The following is a 14431-nucleotide window of genomic DNA, read 5'->3' as shown; positions in this document are numbered from 1 at the left end:
GGTCGTGGTGTTCCCTTGGTCGTGGTGTTCCCTCGGTCGTGACGGGCGGCGGTCGTGACGGGCAGGGGGCGTAACGGGTAGCGGTCGTAGCGGGTAGCGGTCGTAGCGGGTAGCGGTCATGGCAGGTAGCGGTCATGGATTGCAGCCGAGTGGAGAGCGGCCGTAGTGGAGAGCGGCCGCAGCGAGGAGCACCCGTAGTGGGGGGCGGGGTCCTGCCGGACGCCGCCCCCGGCCCCCCCCCGGCCCCCGGCCCCCGGCCCCCCGGCCCCTCGGCCCCGGCCCCCGTGCGACGGCTCAGTCGGCCGGGCGGGGCCGCAGCCCCTGCATCCCCCCGTCCACGGCCAGCGCGGTGCCGGTGATGCCGGAGGCCCCCGGGGACGCCAAGTGGACGATGGCGGCGGCGACTTCCTCTGCCGTGACCATCCGGCCCATGGGCTGGCGGGCGTTGAGCGCGGCCCGTTCGGCGGCCGGGTCGGCGGCCCGGTCCAGCAGCCGGGCGACCCAGGGGGTGTCCGCGGTGCCGGGGTTGACGCAGTTGACCCGGATGCCGTCCCGGAGGTGGTCGGTGGCCATCGCCAGGGTCAGCGCGAGCACCGCCCCCTTGCTGGCGCTGTACAGCGCCCGCTGCGGCAGACCGGCGGTGGCGGCGATGGAGCAGGTGTGGGTGATGGAGACCGCGCCGGGCGCGGTGACCGCGGCCCGCCGCAGGTGCGGCAGCGCGGCCCGGGCGGTGCGCACCAGCCCCAGGACGTTGACGTCCAGGACGTGCTCCCACTCCGCGTCGTCGTTGTCCTCGACGCTGCCGACGGCGCCGGTCCCGGCGTTGCCGACGAGGGTGTGCAGGGCGCCCAGCTCCGCCACCGCCGCCGCGACCGCGCTCCGGACGCCGGCGTCGTCGGTGACGTCGACGGCGATCCGCACCGCCCCGGCGGGCGCCCCCGACGGGTCGCGGTCCAGGACGGCGACCCGGGCGCCGCGGGCCAGCAGCAGGGCCGCGGTGGCCGCCCCGATGCCCGAACCACCGCCGGTGACCAGGGCCGCCAGGCCCGCGAAGTCGTCCGCTCCGGTGCGCCCGCTCATGCCGGCACCCCCGCTGCCCGGCGCGGTCCGCGGGCCCGCCACACCGGCCCGTCGGGGAACCGGTACGCGGCCAGCGACGCCGGTTCCATCCGGGCGGAGAAGCCGGGCGCGACCGGCGCGCGGTAGCGGCCGCGCTCGACGACCACCGGATCGGTGAAGTGCTCGTGCAGGTGGTCCACGTACTCGATCACCCGGTCCTCCCAACTCCCGGACACCGCCACGTAGTCGAACATCGCCAGGTGCTGTACCAGCTCGCACAGCCCCACCCCACCGGCGTGCGGGCACACCGGCACCCCGTACTTCGCGGCCATCAGCAGGATCGCGAGGTTGTCGTTGACCCCGGCCACCCGGGCCGCGTCGATCTGCACGAAGTCGACCGCGCCGGCCTGGAGCAGCTGCTTGAACACCACGCGGTTGGCGGCGTGTTCGCCGGTGGCGACCTTGACCGGCTGTCCGGAGCGCACCGCGGCGTGCCCCAGGACGTCGTCCGGGCTGGTCGGCTCCTCGATCCAGTGCGGGGCGTAGGGCGCCAGCGCGGTCATCCAGCGGACCGCCTCGGCCACGTCCCAACGCTGGTTGGCGTCGACCGCGATCCGTACGCCGGGCCCGACCGCGTTCCGGGCCAGCCGTAGCCGCCGCAGGTCGTCGTCGAGGTCGGCGCCCACCTTCAGCTTGATCTGGTCGAAGCCGTCGGCCACCGCCGCCTTGGCGAGCCGGACCAGGGTGACGTCGTCGTGGCCGAGCCAGCCGGGCGAGGTGGCGTAGGCGGGGTAGCCCTCGGCCTTGAGGCGGGCGGCGCGCCCGGCCCGGCCGGGCTCGGCGGCGCGCAGCACGGCCAGCGCCTCGGCGGGCGTCAGCGCGTCGGAGAGGTAGCGGAAGTCGACCAGCCCGACCAGTTCTTCGGGCGTCAGCCCGGCCAGGAACGCCCAGACCGGGAGGCCGGCGCGGCGCGCGGCGAGGTCCCAGGCGGCGTTGACCACCGCCCCGGCGGCCATCTGCGCCACGCCCTTCTCGGGGCCGAGCCAGCGCAGCTGGGAGTCGTGGGTGAGGTCGCGGTGGAGCGCGCCGAGCCGGTCGGCGGTGACCGGGGCGGGACGGCCGACGACGTACGGGGCCAGGGCCCGGATCGCGGCGGCCATGACCTCGTTGCCGCGCCCGATGGTGAAGCAGAAGCCGTGTCCGTCCGGCCCGTCGGCGGTGCGCAGTACGACGTAGGCGGCGGAATAGTCGGGGTCGGGGTTCATCGCGTCCGAACCGTGCAGCTGGTCGGAGGTGGGGAAGCGGACGTCGTGGACCTCCAGCCCGGTGACGGTGTCGGTTACGGCCATGGGCACGCCCCCTGGGATGTCATGTCGCGCGGATGTCGCGGGAGAACATCGGACCTTTCCCGGTCCTCCGATGTATAGCCCCGCCCCGAAGACCGCGTCCAGACCCCGTACCCGAATCCACTAGCAACACCAGGGTCGTTGACCAGCCAACCCTCCCCTTCTCCGACTACAGATCGGATCTATCCGTACACGCGCTCGCAAAGGGGCTGCGGATCGGCACCGCAGAAGCCGTAGTCTTGGGAGCGCACGCAACGGAACTGCAGCCGGCGGCCGCCCCAGGCGGACGGGCCGGCCGGAAGGAGGGGCTGGGTGATCGAGCTGGAGGGGGTGCCCGAGCTGATCGACCCGGTCATGGTGGCCGCGTTCGAGGGCTGGAACGACGCCGGCGACGCCGCCTCCGCCGCGGTCGCACACCTGGATCGGGAATGGAAGGGCGAGGTCTTCGCCGCGCTCGACGCGGAGGACTACTACGACTTCCAGGTCAACCGCCCGACGGTCTTCCTGGAGAACGGCGTCCGCAAGGTCACCTGGCCCACGACGCGGCTCTCCGTCGTCCGGATCGGCGACGCGGACGGCAAGGGCAACCCCCGCGACCTGGTCCTGGTCCGCGGCATCGAGCCGAGCATGCGCTGGCGCTCGTTCTGCAACGAACTCCTCGGCTTCGCCCATGAATTGGGCGTCGAGATGGTGGTGGTGCTGGGCTCCCTGCTGGGCGACACCCCGCACACCCGACCGGTCCCGGTCAGCGGGGTCACCTCCGATGCGGACGTGGCGCGCCGGCTGGACCTGGAGGAGTCCCGTTACGAGGGCCCGACGGGCATCGTCGGCATCCTCCAGGAGGCGTGCACGCACGCCGGCGTCCCGGCGGTCAGCCTGTGGGCCGCGGTGCCGCACTACGTCTCCCAGCCGCCCAACCCCAAGGCCACCCTCGCCCTCCTCAACCGCCTGGAGGACCTGCTCGACCTGCGGATCCCGCTCGGCGAGCTGACCGAGGACGCCCGCGCCTGGCAGCTGGGCGTGGACCAACTCGCCGCCGAGGACAGCGAGGTCGCCGAGTACGTCCAGTCGCTGGAGGAGGCCCGGGACACCGCCGAGCTCCCGGAGGCGTCCGGTGAGGCCATCGCCCGCGAGTTCGAGCGCTACCTGCGCCGCCGCGACCCGCAGGCCGGCCCCGGGGTGGCGACCGAGGGCGGCCTCGCCGACGGCCGGGACGGCTCGTACCTCCGCGACACCGCCAGCGGCCGCACCCGGCACCCCCGCGCCACGCCCAAGGAGCCCCGCGAGCCCCGGCCGTCGGAGGACTCCGGGCCCCCGAAGACACCCGGCGGCCCGGAAGCCGAGGGCGCGGGCGATGCGGACGACGGCCCGGACGGCGGACGCACCGACGGCGACGGCCCGGAGGCCCCCGGCACCGGAAGCTGACCGGCCGCCCGGGCCCCGATCCGGCACGGCGCCGGGAAGGACGCAGGCAACGACGAAGGGGCGCCCCCGCCATCCGGCAGGGGCGCCCCTCACACTTCCGGCCTCAGCCGCGGGCGGTCCTTACAGCGCCACGCCCAGCAGCGCGTCCACCGCACGCGAGACGAGGCCGGGCGCGCCCTCGTCCGTGCCGCCGCCGTTCTCCTGCGCGGCGGCCCAACGGTCCACCGCCGCCAGCGCGGCCGGCGCGTCCAGGTCGTCGGCGAGCGCGGTGCGGATCTCCGCCAGGAGGGTCTCGGCGGGCGGACCGTCGGGGCGGGAGACCGCGGACCGCCAGCGGGCCAGCCGGGCCTCGGCCTCCGGGAGCGCCGCGTCGGTCCACTCCCAGTCACTGCGGTAGTGGTGGGCCAGCAGCGTCAGGCGGATCGCGGCCGGGTCGGTGCCGTCCCGCCGCAGCTTGGAGACGAAGACCAGGTTGCCCTTGGACTTGGACATCTTCTCGCCGTCCAGGGCGACCATGCCGGCGTGTACGTACGCCTTGGCGAAGGGGTGTTCGCCGGTCAGTGCCTGGGCGTGCGAGGCGCCCATCTCGTGGTGCGGGAAGGCGAGGTCGGAGCCGCCGCCCTGGACGTCGAAGCCCATGCCGAGGTGCTCCAGGGCGATGGCCACGCACTCGATGTGCCAGCCGGGCCGGCCGCGGCCCAGCGAGCCGCCGTCCCAGCTCGGCTCGCCGTCGCGGGCGGCCATCCACAGCATCGGGTCGAGCGGGTTCTTCTTGCCCTCGCGCTCCGGGTCGCCGCCGCGCTCCGCGGACAGCAGCCGCATCGCCTCGGCGTCGAGGCCCGAGACCTCGCCGAAGTGGGCGTCGGAGGCGACCGAGAAGTAGATGTCGCCGTCCAGCTCGTAGGCGGCGCCGGCGTCGCGCAGCCGCTCCACCAGCGGGACGATGCCGGGTATCGACTCGACGGCGCCTATGTAGTGGCGCGGCGGCAGCATCCGCAGTGCCGTCATGTCCTCGCGGAACAGGACGGTCTCGCGCTCGGCGAGCGCGGTCCAGTCGACACCGGTCGCCACTGCCCGCTCCAGCAGCGGGTCGTCGACGTCGGTGACGTTCTGCACGTAGTGCACCTGACGCTTCGTGTCGAGCCACACGCGCTGAACGAGGTCGAACGCGTTGTAGGTCGCCGCGTGCCCCATGTGGGTGGCGTCGTACGGCGTGATGCCGCAGACGTAGATACGGGCGACGGGACCGGGGTCGAGGGTTACCCGGCCGCCGGTCGCGGTGTCGTGGATCCTCAGGTCGCGGCCCTGACCAGGCAGGGCGGGGACCTCAGAAGCGGGCCATGCATGCATGCCTTGAGCGTAACCGGACGGACGTTCCGCATACGAACCGGAGGGGCCTCTCTGGCCGGAAAGGCGGTCTTGTGTTCCACGGCCGGATGTGCCAGGAGCCGGCGGTGGTTGAGCGGTCCGACGGTGCCCCGGATCAGACCGGCGGCCAGGGAATCGCCGGCCACTCCCCGCTCGGCTCCGGGTGCCGCCCACTGCTCAGCAACCCGTCCACCCGGGCCCGCAACGCCGCCAGCTCGGCTTCTGTGATCAGTTCGGCCAGCCGGGCGGCGAGCGGCGCACCGTCCGCCAGCGCCGCCAGCACGCCGCGCAGCACCGTCAGCGCCTCGTCGGTCAGCGGCTCCCCGGCCCAGCCCCACAGGAGCGTGCGCAACTTGTCGGCCGAGTTGAACGTCACACCGTGATCGATCGCGAAGAACCCGCCACCGGCCCCGGGCAGCAGATGGCCGCCCTTGCGGTCACCGTTGTTGATCACCGCGTCCAGGACGGCCAGCCGGCGCAGCCGCGGGTGGTCGGCGTGGACCAGCAGCGCGGTGCGCCCCGCGCCGATCTCGGCCCGGCCGACCGCCTTCCAACCCGGCGCCGGCTCGTCCTCGGCGACCAGCGCCAGCAGCTCCGGCACCTCGTCGCCGTCCCCGGGCGGCGCTATCCACTCCTGGACCATGCCAGTCCCGTACGGGCCGTCCCGCAGCACCGTGGTGGGGACCAGGTCCCAGCCGCAGGCCCGGGAGACCTCGTACGCGGCGACCTCGCGCTGGGCGAGCGTGCCATCGGGGAAGTCCCACAGCGGGCGCTCGCCGGCGACCGGCTTGTAGACGCAGGCGGCGCTGCGCCCGTCGAGCGCGACGGTGCAGTAGAGCACGGCGTTGGAGGCTTCCTGGATCTGGCCGCGGACGGTCAGCTCGCCCTCGGCCAGCAGCGCCGGCGCCAGGCTGCCGACGGCCTCCCGGGCGGGCTCCGGCGGGGCCTCGGCCGCGGCCTGGGGGCCGGCCGGTTCGACGGTGGGCTCCATGGCGCTCAGGCGTCCCGCCGGTATCCGTTCTGGCGCGGGCATACGTGTCCCTCCGGATCGAGCGGCAGGCTGCACAGCGGGCACGGCGGGCGGCCCGCGTTGACGACGTCCAGCGCCCGCTTGGCGAACGCCCGGGCCATAGTGCCGGTCAGCCGCACCCGCAGCATCGGCGGGCCGTTCTCGTCGTCCTGGAGCAGCCGCTCCTCGGCGTCGGCGAGGTCCTCGTCGCTGTCGGCCTCCACCTCGACCAGCGCCTGGGCCTCGACGATCATCCGTTCGTCCTCGCCGTCCCAGGCCAGCGCCATGGTGCCGACCCGGAACTCCTCCTCCACCGGCGACTCCAAGGGCGCGGTGTCGGACATTTCGTTCGGTGAGACGGCGGGCACCGGGGCACTGCCGCCGCTGCGCCGCACCACCTCGTCCAGGAGCTCGTCGATCCGCTCGGCGAGCGCCGCCACCTGAGTCTTCTCCAGGGCGACGCTGGTGGTCCGGCCGCCCGCGGTGGCCTGGAGGAAGAAGCTACGGCGGCCAGGCAGCCCGACCGTACCGGCCACGAAACGGTCCGGTAGGTCGTAGAAGAACACCTGACGGGACAACGTCCTGCTCCGATTGTCTCGACTGCTGGGTCAGTGCGGTCGCCGCGGTCGCTGTGTCCTGGAGGGGTACTGCGCGGATCTCAGGGGCGTCGCGGGCAGCGCCGTCGCACCACCCTACTGCGCCCGCTGATCACGCTGCGCCCGCACCGCCTCCGATGGCCGCGTCCCGCTCGCTCCCGGCCCCGCCGCCGTCCTCACGGGGCACCAGTGAGGCGAGGTCACCGGTGTCGCCGAGCCGTACTACGTAGGGGCGCAGCCGGGTGTAGCGGACCACGGTCACCGAGCACGGCTCCACGGAGATCCGCTGGAAGAGGTCCAGGTGCATGCCGAGGGCGTCGGCGACCAGGGATTTGATGATGTCACCGTGCGAGCACATCAGATAGGTCGCCTCGGCGCCGGAGGTCTCCTCGACCCGGGCGTTCCAGTCCCGGACCGCGGCCACCGCACGGGACTGCATCTCGCGCATCGCCTCGCCACCGGGGAAGGCGGCCGCGGAGGGGTGCTGCTGGACGGTCTCCATCAGTGGTTCGTCGGCCAGCTCGGCGAGCTTGCGGCCCGACCAGTCGCCGTAGTCGCACTCGGTGATCCGCTCGTCGGCGGTGAGGCGCAGCCCGGGGCGGGCCGCCAACAGCGGCGCCAGGGTCTCCCGGCAGCGCTGCAACGGACTGGAGACGGCGACGGCGAGCGGGATCCCCGCGAGCCGGGCGGGCAGCGCCGCGGCCTGGGCGGCGCCCCGCTCGTCGAGGGCGACTCCGGCGGTCCGGCCGGCGAGCACCCCGGAGGTGTTGGCGGTGGAGCGGCCGTGCCGCACCAGGATCAGCGTGGGCATGACCGCAACCCTAGGGCCTGTCGTCAACCTCCCGTCGTCCGCCCGAAGCGCGGGCCGGGCGGCGTCCGGTGCGTGCTCCCGACCCGCTTCCCTGGCAGGGGCCCCGGTGACGGGTGAGAATGCCTGGTGTGATCGTGGACTGCGCCATCTACCGCGAGGGCCGCCGCCATGAGTGCGCGACGGATTTCTCCCGCGCACTGGACGCGGCCCGGGCGGATGGCCGCTCGTTCTTGTGGCTGGGCATGTACGAACCGACCCAGCACGAGTTCGACCAGGTCAGCAGCGAGTTCGGGCTACACCCGCTGGCCGTGGAGGACGCCCTCAAGGCGCATCAGCGGCCCAAGCTGGAGGTCTACGACGACTCGCTGTTCATGGTGCTGAAGCCGATCACCTACGACGTCGCGGCCGACACCGTGACCGCCTCGGAGCTGATGGTCTTCGTCGGCGACTCGTTCGTGGTCACCGTCCGGCACGGTACGGCCAGCCCGCTGGCGGCGGTCCGGCAGCGGCTGGAACAGCACCCGGAGATCCTGCGGCACGGCCCCGGAGCGGTGCTCTACGCGATCAGTGACGCGGTGGTGGATCACTACATCGAGGTCGCCGGTGAACTCCAGGTGGATCTTGAGGAGTTGGAGGCGGAGGTGTTCGCCCCGATCCGTCGGGAAACCAGGAGCACCGCCGCCCAGATCTACGCGTTCAAGCGCGAGGTCCTCGAATTCCGCCGGGCCACCGTCCCGTTGGCCGAGCCGATGTCCCGTTTGCAGAGCCCCGGCGTGCCCTTCGTGCACGACCACGCCCGACCGTTCTTCCGGGACGTCGGTGACCACCTGACCCGCGCCAACGAGTCGGTGGAGGGCCTGGACCGCCTGCTGTCGGACATCCTCGCCGCCCATCTGGCGCAGATGGGCGTCCGCCAGAACGACGACATGCGCAAGATCTCGGCGTGGGCGGCGCTGGCCGCCGTACCGACCCTGATCGCGGGCATCTACGGCATGAACTTCAGCGACATGCCGGAGCTGAAGTGGTCGCTGGGCTATCCGACGATCCTGGTGGTGATGATCGTCATCGAGGTGTCGCTCTACCGGCTGTTCAAGCGCCGCGGCTGGCTGTGAGGCGCCCGGGCCGGCGGGCCGGTCAGGCGAAGTCCGGCGCGGCCGGGGCCGGGCCGCCCAGCGCGTTGTGCCGCGCGGGCATGGCGAGGCTGACCATCCGCCGCCAGCCGACCAGCCGCTCGTAGCCGTAGAGCGCCATGATCCCGGCCTTGAGCAGCGCGGACTTGGGCGTCGGCCACCGCAGGATGCGACCCATGTGCGCCATCACGGCCAGGCTGACGTCCCGGTGGACGGCGATCTCGGCGAGCGCGCACTCCCGCAGGGTCCGCTGGATGGTCCGCCCGTGGCCGGCCCGGGCCAGCCGCAGCAGTTCCTCGTGGCAGTACGCGAGGTGGTTCTCCTCGTCGTGGCAGATCATCTTGACCGCCGTGCCGACCTCGGGGTGGTCGCCGAAGTACGTGCGCAGCAGCAGCATCTGTTCGGCCGCGCGCTGCTCGGTGACCCGGCTGTGCGCGAGGTAGGTGATGACGTCCCGCTCGCCGAGCGGCTCCTCGCGGCGGAGTTGGTCGTGGGCCAGTCCGATGCCCCGCCGCTCCAGCAGCAGGGTGTAGTCGGTGGCCGCGGGGATCTCGACGGGCTTCAGACCGCGCTTGCGGAGCAGGGCGTGGAAGATCCGGCCGTGCTTGTCCTCGTCGGCACCGTGCCGGGCGACCTTGGGCGCCAGCTCGCGCTGGGACTCCGGGAGCAGCGCGGCGATCCGGCCGTTCTCCCAGCCGCCCTGGGCCTCCCCGCTGGCCGCGATGGAGCAGAAGAGGCGGTAGGAGGCGTCGTTGTCGACGATCTCCTGGAACAGGCTCCTGGCCGAGAACATCAGCGTCACCTCCGAACGGACAGGCCCGTGAAGGAAAAGCCAAATGCCGGGTTCCGCCGCCGGCAACCGGGGGCGGCGCCCGTGCGTCCGTTCGCGTGGCCCGGGCCGGGGCGAGCCCCGTAACCCGCCCGCCACTCAAGGCGTTGAGTTCCGTGACGGCCGTGGCGGGGAAGACCCCCGAGCCCCCACCACGGCCGCAGTGCTTCTCCACCGGCCCGGCGCCCAGGCGCCGGGCCTTCGCGCGTCCGGGGCCTGCCGGGAGTTACGCCAGGCCGGCGCGCTCCAGCGCCTCGACGCCCGCACGGAGCGAGGCCACCCGCTCGTCCAGGGTGAAGCCGGCCGGCGCCAGCGTCAGCGTGGTCACGCCGGCCGCCGCGTACGCCTGCATCCGCTCGGCGATCCGGTCGACCGAGCCGAGGAGGGTGGTCTGGTCGATCAGCCGCTCGGGGATCGCCGCGGCGGCGCCGGCCTTGTCCCCGGACAGGTACTTGTCCTGGATCTCGGCGGCCTCCTTCTCGTACCCCATCCGCTGCGCCAGCTGGTTGTAGAAGTTCTGCTTCCGGCTGCCCATGCCGCCGACGTACAGCGCGGTGTACGGGCGGAACTGGTCGGCGAGCGCGCTGACGTCCTTGTCCTCGCCAAGGGACAGCGGGAGGGTGGGGCAGACGTCGAAGCCGTCCATGGTCTTGCCGGCCGCTTCCCGCCCCGCCCGGAGGTGGGAGATCGCGGTCTCCTCCAGGTGGTCGGCGGACGGGAAGATGAGCAGCGCACCGTCGGCGATCTCGCCGGTCTGCTGGAGGTTCTTCGGGCCGATCGCCGCGATGTAGAGCGGGATGTGCTCGCGCTCCGGGTGCACGGTGAGCTTCAGCGGCTTGCCGGGGCCGCCGGGCAGCGGCAGCGTCCAGTGCGCGCCCTCGTAGGACAGCCGCTCGCGGGTCATCGCCTTGCGGACGATCTCCACGTACTCCCGGGTGCGGGCCAGCGGCTTGTCGAACTTCACGCCGTACCAGCCCTCGGAGACCTGCGGCCCGGAGACGCCCAGGCCGAGCCGGAACCGGCCGCCGGAGAGCGAGTCCAGGGTCGCCGCGGTCATCGCGGTCATCGCGGGGGTGCGGGCCGGGATCTGGAAGATCGCCGAGCCGACGTCGATCCGCTCGGTCTGCGCGGCCACCCAGGAGAGCACCGTGGGGGCGTCGGACCCGTACGCCTCGGCCGCCCAGCAGACCGCGTAACCGAGGCGATCGGCCTCCTGAGCCACCGCGAGATTGTCGGAGTCCATCCCGGCGCCCCAGTAGCCGAGGTTGATGCCAAGCCTCATGCCGCTCCCCTTACCCATCAGTAACGTCGCTGTTCCGGGGACTCTAGCGTGCGGGTGCGGCGGTCGTCACCGGCAGGCCGGACCCGGTCCTCGGCGGCGGCTCGGCCGTTGTCCACAGGTCCCCTGATCGTGGGGCCCGGCGCGTAGGGTCTGGGCCCATGGAGCAAAGGCACCTCGGCCGCACGGGCCTGCGCGTGTCCCGCCTCGGGCTGGGCACCCTGAACTGGGCACGCGACACCGGCGAACAGGACGCCGCCGAGCAGCTCAAGACCTTCTGGGAGGCCGGCGGCACGCTCGTCGACACCGCCGACATCTACGCCGACGGCGGCGCCGAATACCTCCTCGGCCGGCTGCTCGAACGGCTGGTGCCGCGCCCGGACCTGGTCATCGCCACCAAGGCCGGCAGCGTCCTCGCACCGGACCGCCGGGTCGACGGCTCGCGCCGCCACCTGCTCACCGCTCTGGACGCCTCCCTCACGCGCCTGCGCACCGACTACGTGGACCTCTGGCAGCTGCACGCCTTCGACCCGCACACCCCGCTGGAGGAGACCCTCCAGGCACTCGACCTGGCGGTGGCGACCGGCCGCGCGCGCTATGTCGGCCTGTCGAACTTCTCCGGCTGGCAGCTCGCCAAGGCCGCCACCTGGCAGCTGGCCGCCCCCGACATGCGCAACCGGCTCGCGAGCACGCAGATGGAGTACTCCCTCCTCCAGCGCGGCGTCGAACGGGAGGTGCTGCCCGCCGCCCGGGACCTGGGGGTCGGGCTGCTCCCGTCGTCCCCACTGGGCCGCGGGGTGCTCACCGGCAAGTACCGCCACGCCACCCCGGCCGACTCCCGCGGCGCCTCGGACCACCTCGCGCCGTTCGTCGAGCCCTATCTGGACGACACCGCGAGCCGGGTCGTCGACGCGGTCGCCACCGCCGCCGACGGACTGGCCGTCACGCCCCTTCAGGTCGCGCTCTCCTGGGTCCGCGACCGCCCCGGCGTCACCGCCCCGATCCTCGGTGCCCGCACCGCGCAGCAGCTCAGAGACTCGTTGTCAGTGGAGGCGCTTAGTCTTCCTGACGAGATCCGCCGGGCGCTGGACGATGTGTCGGCTCCGGTGCACCACTATCCCGACCACAACTGGAGCACGCTGTGAGTACCGACCGCGCCGGCGACAACCCGCCCGAGCAGGAGGCTGCCGCGCCCGGTGACGAGGCGGTCGGCGAGGCCGGCGCCGGAGCCGGCGGCAACGCCGACGGCACACCACAGCCCGGCCCCGCCGCGTCCGTGGCGGCGCTGGCAGCGGCGGTGCGGGCCGTGGAGACCGGTGAGCGCTCCGCCGCGTCGTTCTTCGCCGAAGCCCCACGGGCCGGCAAGGCCGCCGCACCCGCCGCCCGCCCCGCGCGCGACGGCGCGGCCGGACCGGACCGGGCCGGGCAGCCGGCACCGGCGGGCCCGGCCCCCGCGGCGGACGCCCCGCGCCCCGCCGGACCGCCGCCCGCCCCGGCCCGGCCGGCCGCGCCGGACTCCGCCGCCCAGAGCGCCGCGCACGGCCCCACGATCCCCGCGGCCCGCCCCGCCGTCACTCCGGCCCCCGGCATCGAGGGCGTACGGCAGGTGCTCGCCGCCGGCGGCGCCCCCGAGGCGCTCGCAGAGCGGGCCACGGAGGCGCTCGGCCAGCAGGCCGCCGAAACGCTGAGCGAGGACCCCTGGCAGCTGCTCGCCGTGCCCGGCGTCCGTCCCGAGCAGGCCGACGGGTTCGCCCGAGCGCTGCTCGGCCCCGCCTGCGGTCCGGGCGACGAGCGGCGCGCCCAGGCACTGATCGGCTGGCTGCTGGAGCAGGCCGCGGTCGTCGGCCACTCCGCCCTGGAGGCGTCCGCGCTGCGCGCCGCCCTCGCCCAACGCTCCGTACCTGACCCCGACGAGGCCCTCCAGAGAGCCATCGCGGACGGCGCGGTGCTGGTCTTCCAGGACGCGCTGGACACCCCGGCCCGCCCCCGGGCCGCCGCGGAGGACGACGAGGAGCAGCCGGTCCGCATCCTGCTCGGCCTGGACCGGCTCGCCATGGCCGAGGAGAGCGTCGCCGACGGACTGGCCCGACTGCTGAACACCTTCGAACCACCCACCGACGCACCGGCCGACGACACCAGGTCGGACGACGAGGCACCGACCGGCGAGGAATCCGCCGCCACGGACGGCCCGCCGACCGCGCCCCCGGAGGCCGACGCCCCGGACGCCCCACCGGCCCCCGGGGAAGACGTCGCCCCGGTCCGCCCCACCCCCGACGCCTGGGCAGCCGTCGCGGCGGACGCCCCCTCGCCCTCCGCCGCCGAGCTCATCCGGACCGTGGCGGACAGCGGTCTGACGGCCCACACCGGCGGCGAGGCGGCCCGCGCCGAACCCGCCGCGCTGATCGCCGCGGCCCGCGCCCTCGGGCTGCGGGCGTTCGGCGCCACCCACACCGCGGACGGCCGCCGACGGCTGGCCGCGCAGTTCGCCGAGGCCGCACCGGGCGGTGCCGCCGGGGAGCCCGCCGGCCCGGCCACGGCGGAGGCCGCGGTGACGGTCGCCGGCCTGCTGTCCGGGCAGGAAGGCCCGGGCCGGGACGCGGACGGCGCGCTCGCCCTCGACCTGCTCGTCGTGCTGGACGCCCCGCAGCTGGACCTGGACACCACCGCCCTGCTCGTCGAATCGCTGTCCGACGGGACGCGCCTGGTGCTCAGCGGCGACCCCGGCGTCCTGTGGTCCGCCGGTCCCGGACGGCTCTTCCAGGACCTCCTGCAGTCCCGGTTCTGCCCCCAGGTCGCCTCCCGTACCCCGGACTTCGGGCCGATCGGCGAGCTGGTGTCGGGCATCGGCATCGGCGAACTCGACGCGGTCGAGGCACCCGGCAAGGAGGTGGTGACCGTCCCCGTGCGGGACGCCGGCGAGGCGGTGCACCGCACGGTCCAGCTGGTCGCCGACTCGGTGCCCAGGGCGCTGGGCATCGCCGCCGACCAGACGCAGGTCATCACCGTCGGCCACGGCGGCGCCGCCGGCACCCGCGCGCTGAACTCCGCACTCAAGGAGCGCCTCAACCCCGGCCCCGGCAGGTTCGGCGGCTTCGACCCCGGCGACCGCGTGGCGTACGCCCCGGCGCTGGGCCGGACGCTCCCCGGCACGGTCACCGGTGCCGACGCCGACGGCCTGCACCTCGACTGCGACGGCACCGCCGTGGTCGTTCCCCGCGAACAGGTCGACTCCGGCGCCGTCCGGCACGGCTGGGCGCTCACCGCCCATCAGGCGGCCGGGTCGCGCTGGCCCGCCGCGGTCGTGGTGCTCCCCGGCGACGCCGCCGGCGGCCTGACCCGCGCCTGGGTCTACACCGCCTTCAGCCGCGGCGAACGGCATCTTTCGGTGGTCCAGGGCGTGGACCAGGCACTCTCCCGCGCGGTCGCCGAGCTGCCCGCCAAGGAGCGCACCACCCGGCTGCGGACGCTGCTGCGCCTACAGGCCGGGGAGCAGTCGGCGGACCCGGCCGCGGACTGACCGCACCGCCCGCCCCGAGCGGTGGGCCCGCGGGACGCCGGCACACCGGCCGTCCGCCCCGC

12 protein-coding genes are annotated in these 14431 nt (G+C 74.4%); 4 read left to right on the top strand and 8 right to left on the bottom strand.

Going from position 1 to position 14431, the window contains the following annotated elements:
* Nucleotides 1-294 precede the first annotated feature (294 nt).
* The gene (locus tag ACO0M4_RS26680) at nucleotides 295-1080 is read right to left on the bottom strand and encodes an SDR family NAD(P)-dependent oxidoreductase (protein ID WP_430373439.1); all 786 of its coding nucleotides are present in this window, start codon (nucleotides 1078-1080) and stop codon (nucleotides 295-297) included.
* Nucleotides 1077-2408 (bottom strand): enolase C-terminal domain-like protein, encoded by a 1332-nt coding sequence (locus ACO0M4_RS26675; protein ID WP_430373438.1) that lies wholly within the window; start codon nucleotides 2406-2408, stop codon nucleotides 1077-1079. Before ACO0M4_RS26675 ends, ACO0M4_RS26680 begins: the two co-directional genes overlap by 4 nt.
* Nucleotides 2409-2717: 309 nt before the next feature.
* On the opposite strand from ACO0M4_RS26675, the gene ACO0M4_RS26670 reads away from it, so the two are divergent.
* Complete coding sequence (locus tag ACO0M4_RS26670) at nucleotides 2718-3830, top strand: PAC2 family protein (RefSeq protein WP_430373437.1); 1113 nt, start codon at nucleotides 2718-2720, stop codon at nucleotides 3828-3830.
* Nucleotides 3831-3950: 120 nt separating this feature from the next.
* On the opposite strand, the gene mshC is transcribed toward ACO0M4_RS26670, so the two are convergent.
* From mshC to ACO0M4_RS26650, 4 genes are all read right to left on the bottom strand, one after another.
* Nucleotides 3951-5180, bottom strand: coding sequence for a cysteine--1-D-myo-inosityl 2-amino-2-deoxy-alpha-D-glucopyranoside ligase (gene mshC, locus ACO0M4_RS26665; RefSeq protein ID WP_430373436.1), 1230 nt, complete (start codon nucleotides 5178-5180; stop codon nucleotides 3951-3953).
* Nucleotides 5181-5313: 133 nt separating this feature from the next.
* Entirely contained in the window at nucleotides 5314-6189 is an 876-nt protein-coding gene (locus tag ACO0M4_RS26660) for an SCO1664 family protein (protein ID WP_430373948.1), read from the bottom strand.
* 5 nt (nucleotides 6190-6194) lie between these two features.
* The gene (locus ACO0M4_RS26655) at nucleotides 6195-6785 is read right to left on the bottom strand and encodes a DUF3090 domain-containing protein (protein WP_430373435.1); all 591 of its coding nucleotides are present in this window, start codon (nucleotides 6783-6785) and stop codon (nucleotides 6195-6197) included.
* Nucleotides 6786-6915: 130 nt separating this feature from the next.
* Nucleotides 6916-7614 carry a histidine phosphatase family protein gene (locus tag ACO0M4_RS26650; RefSeq protein ID WP_430373434.1) on the bottom strand — a complete coding sequence of 233 codons (699 nt, stop codon included), beginning with the start codon at nucleotides 7612-7614 and terminating at the stop codon, nucleotides 6916-6918.
* A gap of 119 nt (nucleotides 7615-7733) precedes the next feature.
* On the opposite strand from ACO0M4_RS26650, the gene corA reads away from it, so the two are divergent.
* The gene (gene corA / locus ACO0M4_RS26645; RefSeq protein ID WP_430373433.1) at nucleotides 7734-8726 is read left to right on the top strand and encodes a magnesium/cobalt transporter CorA; all 993 of its coding nucleotides are present in this window, start codon (nucleotides 7734-7736) and stop codon (nucleotides 8724-8726) included.
* A gap of 22 nt (nucleotides 8727-8748) precedes the next feature.
* On the opposite strand, the gene ACO0M4_RS26640 is transcribed toward corA, so the two are convergent.
* Both ACO0M4_RS26640 and ACO0M4_RS26635 read right to left on the bottom strand, forming a co-directional pair.
* Nucleotides 8749-9537 carry a ferritin-like domain-containing protein gene (locus ACO0M4_RS26640; protein ID WP_430373432.1) on the bottom strand — a complete coding sequence of 263 codons (789 nt, stop codon included), beginning with the start codon at nucleotides 9535-9537 and terminating at the stop codon, nucleotides 8749-8751.
* 262 nt (nucleotides 9538-9799) lie between these two features.
* Entirely contained in the window at nucleotides 9800-10855 is a 1056-nt protein-coding gene (locus tag ACO0M4_RS26635; protein ID WP_430373431.1) for an LLM class F420-dependent oxidoreductase, read from the bottom strand.
* A 158-nt stretch (nucleotides 10856-11013) separates the two neighbouring features.
* Here ACO0M4_RS26635 and ACO0M4_RS26630 point away from each other — a divergent pair, with 158 nt between their 5' ends.
* Together ACO0M4_RS26630 and ACO0M4_RS26625 are read left to right on the top strand one after the other, a co-directional pair.
* Nucleotides 11014-11997: an aldo/keto reductase gene (locus ACO0M4_RS26630; RefSeq protein ID WP_430373430.1), complete on the top strand. Its 984-nt coding sequence runs from the start codon at nucleotides 11014-11016 to the stop codon at nucleotides 11995-11997.
* Nucleotides 11982-14369, top strand: a complete 2388-nt coding sequence (locus ACO0M4_RS26625) for a helix-hairpin-helix domain-containing protein (RefSeq protein ID WP_430373947.1) — start codon at nucleotides 11982-11984, stop codon at nucleotides 14367-14369. Before ACO0M4_RS26630 ends, ACO0M4_RS26625 begins: the two co-directional genes overlap by 16 nt.
* Nucleotides 14370-14431: the final 62 nt, after the last annotated feature.

It is taken from the genome of Streptomyces sp. RGM 3693, from assembly GCF_050471125.1.
Classification (GTDB): Bacteria; Actinomycetota; Actinomycetes; order Streptomycetales; family Streptomycetaceae; genus Streptomyces.
The sequence above is the reverse complement of the archived record's forward strand: the minus strand, read 5'-3'. Positions and strand labels throughout refer to the sequence as shown.

Excerpts from the sequence above, each read along its gene's own strand:
- ACO0M4_RS26680 (WP_430373439.1), bottom strand. The coding sequence starts at position 1,080 with ATGAGCGGGCGCACCGGAGCGGACGACTTCGCGGGCCTGGCGGCCCTG.
- ACO0M4_RS26675 (WP_430373438.1), bottom strand. The coding sequence starts at position 2,408 with ATGGCCGTAACCGACACCGTCACCGGGCTGGAGGTCCACGACGTCCGC.
- mshC (WP_430373436.1), bottom strand. The coding sequence starts at position 5,180 with ATGCATGCATGGCCCGCTTCTGAGGTCCCCGCCCTGCCTGGTCAGGGC.
- ACO0M4_RS26660 (WP_430373948.1), bottom strand. The coding sequence starts at position 6,189 with ATGGAGCCCACCGTCGAACCGGCCGGCCCCCAGGCCGCGGCCGAGGCC.
- ACO0M4_RS26650 (WP_430373434.1), bottom strand. The coding sequence starts at position 7,614 with ATGCCCACGCTGATCCTGGTGCGGCACGGCCGCTCCACCGCCAACACC.
- corA (WP_430373433.1), top strand. The coding sequence starts at position 7,734 with ATGCCTGGTGTGATCGTGGACTGCGCCATCTACCGCGAGGGCCGCCGC.
- ACO0M4_RS26640 (WP_430373432.1), bottom strand. The coding sequence starts at position 9,537 with ATGTTCTCGGCCAGGAGCCTGTTCCAGGAGATCGTCGACAACGACGCC.
- ACO0M4_RS26635 (WP_430373431.1), bottom strand. The coding sequence starts at position 10,855 with ATGAGGCTTGGCATCAACCTCGGCTACTGGGGCGCCGGGATGGACTCC.
- ACO0M4_RS26630 (WP_430373430.1), top strand. The coding sequence starts at position 11,014 with ATGGAGCAAAGGCACCTCGGCCGCACGGGCCTGCGCGTGTCCCGCCTC.